Annotated in this window: 12 protein-coding genes; 8 read left to right on the plus strand and 4 right to left on the minus strand. The window is 55.2% G+C overall.

From position 1 onward, the window contains the following. Positions 1–42 precede the first annotated feature (42 nt). Both C7459_RS24075 and C7459_RS03955 read right to left on the minus strand, forming a co-directional pair. Positions 43–1,014 carry a peptidylprolyl isomerase gene (locus tag C7459_RS24075; protein WP_342766655.1) on the minus strand — a complete coding sequence of 324 codons (972 nt, stop codon included), beginning with the start codon at positions 1,012–1,014 and terminating at the stop codon, positions 43–45. A gap of 252 nt (positions 1,015–1,266) precedes the next feature. Continuing rightward, positions 1,267–2,502 carry an MFS transporter gene (locus C7459_RS03955; protein ID WP_170119248.1) on the minus strand — a complete coding sequence of 412 codons (1,236 nt, stop codon included), beginning with the start codon at positions 2,500–2,502 and terminating at the stop codon, positions 1,267–1,269. A 190-nt stretch (positions 2,503–2,692) separates the two neighbouring features. On the opposite strand from C7459_RS03955, the gene C7459_RS03960 reads away from it, so the two are divergent. From C7459_RS03960 to C7459_RS03970, 3 genes are read left to right on the plus strand one after another with little or no spacing between them, the layout of a single operon-like run. Then, positions 2,693–3,706, plus strand: a complete 1,014-nt coding sequence (locus C7459_RS03960) for a type 1 periplasmic-binding domain-containing protein (RefSeq protein WP_109686580.1) — start codon at positions 2,693–2,695, stop codon at positions 3,704–3,706. Positions 3,707–3,744: 38 nt separating this feature from the next. After that, entirely contained in the window at positions 3,745–4,518 is a 774-nt protein-coding gene (locus tag C7459_RS03965) for a DUF3388 domain-containing protein (RefSeq protein WP_245884386.1), read from the plus strand. 36 nt (positions 4,519–4,554) lie between these two features. Continuing rightward, complete coding sequence (locus tag C7459_RS03970; RefSeq protein ID WP_170119249.1) at positions 4,555–5,376, plus strand: helix-turn-helix domain-containing protein; 822 nt, start codon at positions 4,555–4,557, stop codon at positions 5,374–5,376. 37 nt (positions 5,377–5,413) lie between these two features. Here C7459_RS03970 and C7459_RS03975 read toward each other — a convergent pair whose 3' ends face one another. Continuing rightward, the gene (locus C7459_RS03975) at positions 5,414–5,779 is read right to left on the minus strand and encodes a hypothetical protein (protein ID WP_109686584.1); all 366 of its coding nucleotides are present in this window, start codon (positions 5,777–5,779) and stop codon (positions 5,414–5,416) included. Next, complete coding sequence (locus C7459_RS03980) at positions 5,776–6,132, minus strand: YhjD family protein (protein WP_109686586.1); 357 nt, start codon at positions 6,130–6,132, stop codon at positions 5,776–5,778. The genes C7459_RS03975 and C7459_RS03980 overlap by 4 nt, the downstream gene beginning before the upstream one ends. A 160-nt stretch (positions 6,133–6,292) precedes the next feature. Here C7459_RS03980 and C7459_RS03985 point away from each other — a divergent pair, with 160 nt between their 5' ends. From C7459_RS03985 to C7459_RS04005, 5 genes are all read left to right on the plus strand, one after another. After that, on the plus strand, positions 6,293–6,784 hold the full coding sequence (locus C7459_RS03985) for a YajQ family cyclic di-GMP-binding protein (RefSeq protein WP_109686588.1): 492 nt from the start codon (positions 6,293–6,295) through the stop codon (positions 6,782–6,784). A gap of 140 nt (positions 6,785–6,924) precedes the next feature. Beyond that, positions 6,925–8,271 (plus strand): 30S ribosomal protein S12 methylthiotransferase RimO, encoded by a 1,347-nt coding sequence (gene rimO, locus C7459_RS03990; protein ID WP_109686590.1) that lies wholly within the window; start codon positions 6,925–6,927, stop codon positions 8,269–8,271. A gap of 1 nt (position 8,272) precedes the next feature. Beyond that, positions 8,273–8,854, plus strand: coding sequence for a CDP-diacylglycerol--glycerol-3-phosphate 3-phosphatidyltransferase (gene pgsA, locus C7459_RS03995; protein WP_109686592.1), 582 nt, complete (start codon positions 8,273–8,275; stop codon positions 8,852–8,854). A 64-nt stretch (positions 8,855–8,918) separates the two neighbouring features. Further along, complete coding sequence (locus C7459_RS04000; protein ID WP_245884387.1) at positions 8,919–10,172, plus strand: competence/damage-inducible protein A; 1,254 nt, start codon at positions 8,919–8,921, stop codon at positions 10,170–10,172. Positions 10,173–10,182: 10 nt separating this feature from the next. Next, a complete protein-coding gene (locus C7459_RS04005; protein WP_109686594.1) occupies positions 10,183–11,766 on the plus strand; it encodes a DEAD/DEAH box helicase in 1,584 nt (527 codons plus the stop codon). The last annotated feature ends 51 nt before the right edge of the window (positions 11,767–11,817 follow it).

Here is an 11,817-nt window from a genome sequence, read left to right on the forward strand (position 1 = left end):
AAGAACCGGGTTTGAGCCCGGTTCTTTTTTGCGTATCCGCGATTACTTCTCTTCGATGATAATCGAGTCGATCGTGACGACTTCAATCGGGGAAGACTTTTCGTCGCCCCACTGCTTTTCCTGTACAGGAGTGGCTGCGATCGCCTTCACAACGTCCATGCCTGCGCTCACTTCACCGAACACGGTGTAGAACGGGGCTTTGTTCAGATATTGAACATCATCTCCGGTGCCGATGAAAAACTGACTTCCGTTGGTGTTCGGACCCGCGTTCGCCATCGCCACGATGCCCGGCGTGTAGGGTTTTTTCGGGGGCAATTCGTCTTGGAACGAATACCCTGGACCTCCAGCACCGCTACCTGTCGGATCGCCCGTCTGGATCATGAAGCGCTCGATGATCCGGTGGAATTTGACATGGTCATAATAGTGGTCGCGCGCGAGGAAGACAAAGTTGTTGACGGTGATCGGCGAGTCGTTATCAAACAGATGAATTTTAAACGTGCCTTTGTTGGTGTTCACGACAGCGGTGTAGTCCTTTGCCGTGTCGATCAACATCGCAGGTGCTTTTGGAAATTGCTTGCCGATGTAATTCGCGGTGCGAATGTCAACCGACTGGGTGTCCTCGTTCCAATACACATCTGCACCGAGCGCTTCGGCAACGAAACGCACTGGAACCATCGTGCGGTCATGCACCACCTGTGGAGCGACCGAGAGGGTGAGGTTTTGACCGTTTTTGGTGGCTGCAGAAGACCCAATCTGCAGTTTGATCGTGTCCGACCCCTTGACGGCGGTGACCGACTGCGTCATTTCCTCCCAGGTGATGGTGGCACCGAGCGTTTCAAAGATCCCGCGCAACGGCACCAGGCAGCGATCTTGGACCAGCACTGGAGATTGATCATATTGCTGAACTTTTCCGTCAATCAGGACTGCGATATCGGTTGCAGCTGTAGCTGTAGCGGACGGAGCAACGGCGAGGAGCATGCCAGTTAGGAACAAAGTGGTGGTTTTACGAAACATTGGAGTTCCTCCCTTCTTCTACTCCTATTAAAAGGGGGAACTCGTATTTTCGCAAGAAGGAAAGGAATGATACAATAGAGCAGTACGACGAACACGAGGAGGAATTACAAAGTGGGAATGGATTTTTTCATGGCGGTTATGTTTGTGTTGGTGATGGTCATCGCCTTCACGCTGGCCGTTGTGTTTGCGAAACGCAAGACCAAACGCGATAAGAACCAAAAGTAGGAACTTCGATCATATCGAAGTTCCTTTTTACAGTTTGGGTTTCAGGAACGTTTCTTGGTATTCGTTGGAAGATCGTCGGAAGTAGATCATGCCCAGCAAGGGAGAGAACCCGACGATCAAGAAGGCAATGCGATTGGAGAGCGCATCGGGCAACCAGAATTCGCAGGCGATCAGCGCTCCTAGTGACAGACAGCGTCCAGCGTTGATCGCCGCCTCGCGAACGACGAGGTACTCGACTTTGCGGTGTTCCGCCTCTGGTAAGCGACCCATGATGTCGTAGGACAGGCACGAGTAGGGAATCATCAGCAACGGGCTGAACAAGCTGTTCAGCAACCCAAACGTGAACAGGGACAACGTGTTGACACGGTAGAGCAACAACACCACCGATCCCGCCAACATCAGGGCGGAGAGCGTTACGAAGAACAGCCGGCGTTCGAAGGTCAGGAATTTTTTCATGACATAGTAGGCAATCAGCGAAGCCACCGAGGTCATCAGCAGGTAGCGGCTTGCTGTCAACTCATTGCGCGTGACCAAAAACACCAGCAGGAACGGCAGGAAGACCAACACGCCCTCACGAAAGCCGAGGAAAAACGAGACCAGCAGCTTGCGTCGCCAGAGCGGGCCATAGGATTCTGGGTTGAAGCCTAGCCGCAGGTCGTAACAGGGAGGGCACTTGCGCTTTTTCAACCGCCATGTGCAGAGCACCGCCGCGAGAAAGAGCGCCAACGAAATCAAAAATAGGAAGTGGTAGCCACGTTCCGGCAGGGTGGTGAGCACCTTGCCTGCGAGCAAGGGGGCAATACCGCTCGCCACAGCGAACAGGAAGCCGTTGGCACCGTTGAAGGAGTCCCGTGTTTCCGGTTCCGTCACTTCGAAGACGAGCACTGACATCGAGAGCCAATAGAACCCCGCTCCGGTCCCGTGCAGACAGCCAAGCCATGCATAGGTTTGTCCGACTCGCGGACCCAAGATGAGGATCAACACGTAGAAGACCGCCAAAAACAGAACGCCCAGCCGTAACGTATAGAGACGGTCTGTCCGTTTCGCCAGCCAACCGGCGGCTAGGTACCCGAGTGCGGTGAACAGAAAGATCAGCAAGTTGTACAGCGCGATCTGTTCCAATCCCCGCACCAATTTCCACAGGTAGATGTTCAGGAATGTGCTGGATAGGGCGCTCGCACCTGCAAAAAGGGCGTTGACCGCGAGCAGCCACCGCCCGCTAGGTGGCAGCTTGTCATGCGGGACTCTTGCGTTGCGATTCATGGATTCCTCCTCGTTAAGGGATAGACGAATCGTATCGTTCCCTATTTTGAAGGAAGCTACGACTGGAAAAAATCGCATCCGCGAGGAATCTGTCGAATCAGTGCGCGAAAGCTGTGTGGCGTATGCTATACTACTGATAAGTATTTTGGAAATTTAGTTATTTTACAGGCAGGAGTGTAAGACATTTCCTATGAAGTTTCCACGACGTTTTGCGGCCTTGGCCGCCGCAATCGCTGCATTTGTAGTGTTGACGACCGGCTGTCACCAGCCGACATTTGATCAATTACAACCGGCCAAGCTCAAGTGGTCTGTTTCTGTGATCGCTGTCGCCGAGAGCGACGAGCAGAAAAATTCAATCCAAGAGCTGGTTGGCAAACTCGCAGGCGAGCACGCGATGGCGACGAACGTCACATGGCTGGACAAGCCTGCCGATGCCGCCGCCACGCTTGAGCAGGTCGCCAGTACGCCAGGTGTGGATCTCGTTTTGCTGGGTGCAGACGCGGACAACCTGCAAACGGTGGCCCAAAAGCACCCGAATGTGCGCTTTGGCGTGCTAGGGGAGGGCAGCGCCGCCGGGTTGGCGAACGTGCGGGCGCTGACGACCGATCACAAACGCAAGTTGTTCCTGGCCGGTTTCTTGGGAGCTGAAGCAAACAAGGAATCAAGTGCGCCGTTCAGCGTATATGTAGACAAGACCCGCAGTGCCTCCGATGACGACTGGCAATGGGTGCTCGCTGGCGTGCGTTTCGCCGGACGCAAGGACACGCCTGTACAGGTGACCACGAGTGGGTTGTTGCCGACCACAGGCAGCACGACGACCGAACGAGCGACACTGTCGGGGCGTGCGCTGGTGTTGCTCGACGAGATGCCTGACGAAGTGTGGGCAAAAATTCGCGATCGAGGTATGAAATTGATACGTACAGATCAAAGTACGAAGGGACTGGCAGTTCAATCCAATCATGTAGCGCAACCATCGAACCTGTTGGTGGAAGCGTTTGACGAGGAGAGCCGCTTGCTACATGACGGCAAGTGGACAGCAGGGCAGCAGGTGGAATTGGCGGCGAAGCACATCTACCGTCTAACACAGCCAGGCCTGTTCCTCGACAAATCGCTGGCAACACGCTTGGAGTTGATCGAAGACCAGCTCACCACCGGTGCGCTGAAGCCGGAGACCTACCTAGCGGGCCAAGTGAACGCGAGGTAACTTTGATCCTACCCATGAGAGAATAGGGGTTGTGAACGTTGGAAGATTGGTATCTGGAATATCACATTCACAAGGATCGCCCAGGTCTGCTCGGCGACATCGCGTCGTTGCTTGGGATGCTCTCGATCAACATCTTGACCGTGAGCGGCGTAGAGGAGAAGAAGCGTGGCTTTTTGTTGCGAACCAGCGATCGGCAGAAGATTTCTGCGCTGCGTTCGATGTTGCGCAAAGTCGAGAACATCACCGTGACGGCGTTGCGTCAACCGACCTTGCTCGACCGTTTGGCCTTGCGTCATGGTGTGTTTATCCAACGGGAATCTTCGGAGAACACCAAGACGTATAAATTTACGAGGGATCAACTTGGGATTCTCGTCGATTTTTTGGGGGAATTACTAAAAAAAGAAGGAAATCAGGTCATCGGAATTCGAGGGATGCCACGCGTCGGGAAAACGGAATCGATCGTCGCCGCGTCTGTCTATGCGAATAAGCGGTGGTCGTTCGTGTCCTCGACCCTGTTGCGCCAGACGGTTCGGACGCGCCTGGATGAGGACGAGATGTTTGCGGACAACATGGTCTTCCTGTTGGATGGTATCGTATCCACGCACCGCGCCAACGACCAACACCGCTCCCTCGTCCGCGAGATCATGCGCCTCAACGCGCCCAAAGTGATCGAACACCCGGATATCTTCGTTCGTGAGACGGAATACGGCTGGGAGCACTTCGATCGCATCATCGAACTGCGCAACAATCCCGATGAGGAGATCTCCTACCAGATGATTCAAACCGGATTCTCATCCTTCGATATCAGTTAGAACTGACAGCAGAGACTTTCGAAGGAGGTAGTGCACGTGCAGGAACTCGGAACAGAACTCAAACAGGCGCGCGAACAGCAAGAATTAACGCTGGAACAGGTACAGCAGGATACCAAGATTCGCTCCCGTTATCTCGAAGCGATCGAGCAGGGTGATCTGTCTGTGCTGCCAGGTCTTGTGTATGCGCGTGGATTTATCAGGAGCTATGCGGAGTATCTCGGACTGAACGGACATGAGTTGTTGGAGCGTCACGGACTGCTGGCGGCGACTGAGACGGTGCAGGGGGACGCGATGCGTCGAGCGGGCAAGAAACCGGCCTCTGTCGATGTCACGAAACCTACGCTCGGCAACTCGCGCTTGTTGCCGCAACTCGTCGCGGGTATCGGGGTGTTGGCGATCTTGATCGCGGCGTACGTGTTGCTGGTGCGCAAAGTAGATCCTGCACCGACACAGGACCAGGCGCAGACGCAAGCGACAGCCAATGCGCAGAACCTGACCCCGACGGCACAAGTGACTCCCGTTCCGGCACCTGTGCCGCAACCTGAACCGCCGAAGCCGCAGGTTACGGTCACACAGTCGGCCAAGGAAGCCAACCGCACGCTGTACGCTGTACAGGGTGCAGAGAACCTTTCGCTCGTACTCACCGCACAGGACAACTGCTGGGTACAAGTGACAGCGGATGGCAAGGTTGTTGAGAGCGGCATCATCAAGGTTGGCGAATCTCGAACCTGGTCTGCAACCAAGGACATCGCGGTGCTGACCGGCAAGTCGAAGTTCATCACCTTGAAGCTCAACGAGCAAGCGGTTACGTTCGAGCCGCAGCTGCGCGGCTACACGTATGAATTTCAAAAGTCGTAAAGGGTCACGCCCCGGCTTGTCCGGGGAGGGGCCTTTTTTATGCCTCCGGATCTTCGTCGCGGCGGCGTAGGAAAAAGTTGCTGTAGAAGCCAGGCTCGGGCACGCCCCATTTGATGCCATGATGTGCAGTTTCCTCATGGATGACTTCGAGGAGCAGGGCGAGCCCGGAAGTGTCCATCGTCTCGAAAATCGTTTTGAGCGTATAAAACTCATCTCGTCCAGCTAGGACATACTCGTCCGAAGCCAGATGGTCGAGCCACAGCGCGCCGGGCATCTCCTCCCACAGTTCGCCATATGCGATGCGGTAGAGGTCGCCAAGCGTGAAGGGCAGATGGAGCGATTCCAGGTAAATCGTCAGTTGATACAGGGCTCGGGCGAGCCGCAGTTCGCGTTTGCCGTTCATGTTGTTCCTCCTTCGAGCAGGGTTTTAAAGAGAACCTGTGCTTCTGCTTGCAGGGTGGCAAGCAAGAAACAGTGCTGGACCCGATAGCCGCGTTCCATGTAGGCGATCTGGAAGTCTAGGCTGTTTTTTTGCTGTTCGACGATGCGCACACCGTAGCGGCGCAACAGCCGCTTGTGATCGGCCACGCGGTTCAAGAGCAGGCCGTGGATGCCTTGCAACCGCTCGACAAGACATTGCGACAGAAGCAGGGGAGCGGACGCCAACAGGTTCAGATCTGCTTCGACCTGTTGGCGTAGCAGGTGCATGATCAGAACGGCCTTCACTGCGCTGAGCGATTGGAACGAGTCTGTCATCCGCGATCCCTCCGTTTCTCATTTGCGAACAATTGTTCCCCAGTACGTTTGTTCGTATTCTAAACCCGAACATATATTCGTGTAAAGTGCTTTTTGCAGGAAACTGTTGGCATGGTATAATAGGGGTCGAACCTGAGGAGCAGATAGGAGGCGATTCTCTATGGCGAAGGATGCGTCGTTTGACATCGTCAGTGAGATTGACATGCAGGAGATGGACAATGCGGTGAACCAAGCGGTCAAGGAGATGGTCGGCCGCTTTGACTTTAAGAACAGCAAGAGTTCGATTGATCTCGGGGAGAAGGATTTGACGATCGCCAGCGATGACGAGTTTAAACTCAAGTCGGTGATTGATATCCTGGAGACGAAAATGATCAAGCGCGGTATCTCGTTGAAGTCACTCGACTTCGGAAAAGTGGAGCCAGCGTCTGGCGGCAGTGTGCGTCAGGTGGCGAAACTCAAGCAAGGACTCGATCAAGACAACGCCAAAAAAATCGTCAAGATCATCAAGGACGCCAAACTCAAAGTCCAAGTGACGATCCAAGGCGATCAAGTGCGCGTCACGGGCAAGAGCCGTGACGATCTTCAAGCTGTGATTCAACTGCTGCGACACTCCGATCTGGCGGTCGATCTGCAATTTACGAACTACCGCTAGTGGAGAATGCAAAACAGGGCCCCTCAACGAGTGAGGGGTCCCTGTTGTTTTTTTGACACCTAATCTCGCATGGTTTATACTGTGGACAGCATGTCTATATAGGTCAGCGCCTGTAGGCGATAGATGGAGGATACAGCACTGTGACGCAAAAAACTGCACAAAAGATCCATTTCGTTACGCTTGGTTGTGAAAAAAATCTCGTAGATTCAGAAGTTATGATGGGGATCGTCCAAGGCAAGGAATACACGATTGTTGACAACGCAGAGGATGCGGATGTCGTCGTCGTAAACACCTGCGGCTTTATCGATGAAGCGAAGGCGGAATCGGTTGAGACGATCTTGCAAATGGCTCAACTCAAGGAATCTGCACATGTCAAGTCCGTGCTCGTCGCGGGTTGCATGGCGCAGCGCTACAAGGACGAACTGATGACTGAAATTCCGGAGATCGACGGGATCGTCGGCACCCAGGATTTCATTCAGATCACCGACCTCATCGAGGAATCGTTGACCGGTTCCCGTCCGCAGTACTTCTCGGCGGGCAACCCGATCTATCTCTACGATGAGAACACCCCGCGCGTACACACGTCGGGCAACATCTCCGCGTATCTTAAAATTGCAGAAGGCTGCAACCACGCGTGCACGTTCTGCATCATCCCGACGATGCGCGGCAAACTGCGCAGCCGGACGATTGAATCGATCGTGACCGAAGCAGAACAACTGGTCGCCCAAGGCGTGAAGGAAATCATCCTGATCGCACAAGACACCACCGATTACGGGGTCGATGTCTACAAAAAGCGCCGCCTCGCAGATCTGCTCGAAGCGCTGAACAACGTCGAAGGTCTGCATTGGATTCGCCTGCATTACGCCTACCCAGGCTTTTTCACCGACGAAGTGATCGACGCGATCGCTCGTCTGGATCGAGTAGCGAAGTACATCGACATGCCGCTGCAGCATTCCGAAGACCACATCCTCAAAGCGATGCAGCGTCCAGGTCACCAAGCGGGCGTTCGCAAGCTCGTGCAAAAAATCCGCGATCGCGTGCCGAACGTCGCTCTGCGCACGTCGATCATCGTCGGTTTCCCTGGCGAGACGGATGAAGACTTTGAGAACCTTTGCGGGTTTGTGCGCGACTTGCAGTTCGACCACGTCGGCGTTTTCACGTATTCGCCGGAGGAAGGGACGCCGTCCGCACAATTCGAAGCGCAAGTCCCGGTCGAAACCAAGGAGCGCCGCTCGAACATTTTGATGGAGGTCGCACGCGAAGTTGCGTCCCAGCGTCAAGCACGTCATGTCGGGGAAGTGCTCGATGTGTTGATTGAGAAGTTTGACGAGGAGGACCCGTCCATCCGCGTCGGTCGGACCCAATTCGACGCTCGCGACATCGACGGTCTCGTCTTTGTGGCAAACTCCGACGCAGCAATCGGGGATATGATCAAAGTTCGCGTCACGCACGCGTTCGACTTCGACCTCTCGGGGGAGGCTGTCTAAGGTGAAGTTCAATCTGGCTAACCGTATTACTTTAGCCAGGATTTCCTTGGTACCTATCGTGATGTTTTTCTTGTTGGTGCGCTTGGACCTTGGGAAGTTTACCTTCTTTGGGCACCACACGTCCGTCTCAGACCTGATCGCTGCGTTGATTTTCATCATCGCAGCGGTCACCGACGGTCTGGATGGCTACATAGCGCGCAGTCGCAAAATGGTAACCAATTTCGGGAAGTTCCTGGACCCATTGGCAGATAAATTGTTGATCTCCGCCATTTTGATCTCGCTCGTTGAGATGGGGCGACTGGATGCTTGGGTGGCGATCGTCATCATTTCCCGCGAGTTTGCGGTGACGGGTTTGCGTCTCGTCGCGGCGGCCAACGGCACGATCATCGCCGCTTCCAACCTCGCCAAATGGAAGACCACGTTCCAAATTATCGCGGTGGTCTTGCTGATCCTCGACAATTTCCCGTTCTATGTGTTTGATTTCCGCTTTGATTTGCTGATGGTGTATGCGATGGTGTTCATCACAGTCTGGTCAGGCGTCGACTATTTCGTCAAGAACAAACAAGCGATACAAGAAGCCTAGAGACACAAGTAGTAGCCGGTGGAGCCTATCCTCTGGCTACTCTTTTTCTAAGGAGGAGAGATTGATGATGAACGCGGAACTGGTCGCGGTTGGCACCGAGCTGTTGATGGGGCAGATCGCCAATACCAACGCACAATACCTCTCGCAACGCATGGCAGAGATTGGCATCGCTGTATATCACCATGCCGTCGTGGGCGACAATTTGGAGAGAGCCCAGAACGTCCTGCACCAAGCCAAGCACAGAGGGGCAAATGTCGTCATCCTCTGTGGTGGACTTGGTCCGACAGAAGACGACTTAACTCGCCAAGTGGTCGCTTCCACACTCGGAAAACCCCTGATTTTGTCAGACGAAATTGTTGAACATATTCGGAGCCTTTATACATATCGTGGCAGAGAGATGCCTGAGAACAACAAGCAGCAAGCACTGGTGATCGAAGGGGCCACTGTGCTCGACAATCCGCGCGGCACCGCACCGGGCCAATACATCGAAGCGGACGGCGTCCACTACTTCCTGTTGCCAGGGCCACCGGCGGAATTGAAAGGCATGTACCAGGAAAAGGTCTTGCCGATTCTGCAGCGCGTGCAAGGAGAGGTCAAGCAAGTCTTCGCATCGCGCTACCTGCATACGTTTAACATCGGCGAGTCGGCCTTGGAGCTGAAGATCCTCGACATCATCCAAGCGCAATCCAATCCGACTGTCGCGCCCTATGCTTCGGAGGGCGGTTGCACGATCCGTCTGACGGCAAGTGCCGCGACTGAACCGGAAGCGCTGGCGTTGATCGCGCCTGTAGAAGCGGCGATTCGCGAGCGCATCGGTCACTACATCTACGGTGTGGACGATGAAACCTTGCAGGTTAAACCGGGCAAACTGCTCCGGGAAAAGGGCCAGCGCATGGTGACAGCTGAAAGTTGCACCGGTGGCCTGATCGGGCAGATGGTGACCGACTTGCCAGGCAGCTCTGAGTATTTCTATGGTAGCGTGGTTGCCTACGACAACACGATCAAGGAGCGCGTCCTCGGCGTAGACCCGGCAGTGCTCCGCGAGCATGGCGCTGTCTCTGAGCAGACCGCGCAGCAGATGGCAGAAGGCGCGCGTAAACTGATGGGTGTGGACTGGGCGGTCTCGGTCACCGGCATCGCAGGACCGGGTGGCGGCACAGCCGAAAAGCCGGTCGGACTGGTTTACATCGGCATCGCTGGACCGGACGGCACGACAGTTGGCGAGCACCGCTTGTTTGGCGATCGCACCCAAGTTCGCCTGCGCGCCGCACGTACCGCGCTGCACAGCTTGATCCAACGCATTCAAAACGAAAGGTGATTCCTCCTATATGACGACTTTTTCCGATCTGAATCTGAACAAGAAAGTGCACCAAGCGATCAGTGACATGGGGTATGAGGAACCATCCCCGATTCAGGTACAATGCATCCCGAAAGTGCTCGAAGGTATCGATTTAATCGGTCAAGCACAGACCGGTACCGGCAAGACAGCCGCCTTTGGCATCCCGATTATCGAGTTGGTCACCACCACCAAACCGGTGCAAGCGCTGATTTTGACGCCGACCCGCGAGTTGGCGATCCAAGTCGCAGGTGAGATGCGCAAGATTGCCAAGTACAAACGCGTGAAAACCCTTCCGATCTACGGCGGCCAATCGATTGGCTCGCAGATTCGCGCCCTGCAACAGGGCGTGCAGGTTGTGATCGGAACCCCTGGCCGCGTGCTTGACCACCTGCGCCGTGGCACGCTCAAACTCGACAAAGTCCGCACCGTCGTGCTCGACGAAGCGGACGAAATGCTCGACATGGGGTTCATCGAGGATATCGAATCCATTCTGCGTGAGACGCCATCCGATCGTCAGACGCTGCTGTTCTCCGCCACGATGCCGCCCGAAGTCAAGCGCTTGTCCGCTCGATACATGAGGGACCCTGAAAGCGTGTCGATCAACCGCGGTGAAGTGTCCGTCCCGCTGATCGAGCAAGTTTTCTACAAAGTGTTGGAGCGCACCAAGCTGGAGAGTTTGTGCCGCATCGTCGACAGTGAAGAAGTCGAGCTCGGCATCATCTTTTGCCGCACCAAGCGCGGTGTTGACGAGTTGTCAGACGCCCTGATGGCGCGCGGTTACCTCGCAGATGGACTGCACGGCGACCTCTCGCAGGCACAGCGCGACCGCGTCATGCGCAAGTTCCGCACCAACGATATCCAACTGTTGATCGCAACCGACGTGGCAGCGCGTGGGATCGACGTCGAAAACGTCACCCATGTCATCAATTACGACGTCCCGCAAGATCCAGAGTCCTATGTACACCGCATCGGACGAACGGGCCGTGCCGGCAAAAAGGGCCTCGCGCTCACGCTCGTCACACCCCCGGAGTTCAAAATGCTCAAGTTGATCGAAAAAGAAACGAAGTCCAAAGTGACCGCACGTGATGTTCCATCGTTGGCTGACGTTGCGGAGCGCCAAGCGGAAGTCTGGCGTGACCGTCTCGTGCGCACGGTGCAAGAAGGCAAACTGGCGACCTACCGTGCCATCCTCGCCAACCTGATGGACGAATTCGATCCGATCGATCTCGCATCGGCAGCATTGAAGATCGCCAGTGGCGAAGACTTCGAGCAACCGGAGAAGGATTACAACTTCGGTGAGACCGGCGGAGCGCCGGGGATGGTGCGTTTCTTTGTCAACATCGGCCGTTCGGCGAAGGTTGGACCTTCCGAACTCGTGCGCTTTATTTCGGAGGAGTGCGGGATTCCGGGCAATGCGGTCGGCAAGATCGATATCTTCGAAAAGTTCACCTTCGTGGAAGTGCAGGAGGAATCCGCACCGTTCGTCTACGAAGCGTTGCGCAAATCCCGCCTGAACGGGGCGCGTGTCAATCTCGAACCGGCACGCCCGCGTGAACGTTCTTCTCGCAAATAAATGATTACGACCTGACAAGTGGAGGGCTGTTGACATATTCTATACGTCAAC

The sequence above is a fragment of the Tumebacillus permanentifrigoris genome (genome assembly GCF_003148565.1).
GTDB classification, from domain to species: Bacteria; Bacillota; Bacilli; order Tumebacillales; family Tumebacillaceae; genus Tumebacillus; species Tumebacillus permanentifrigoris.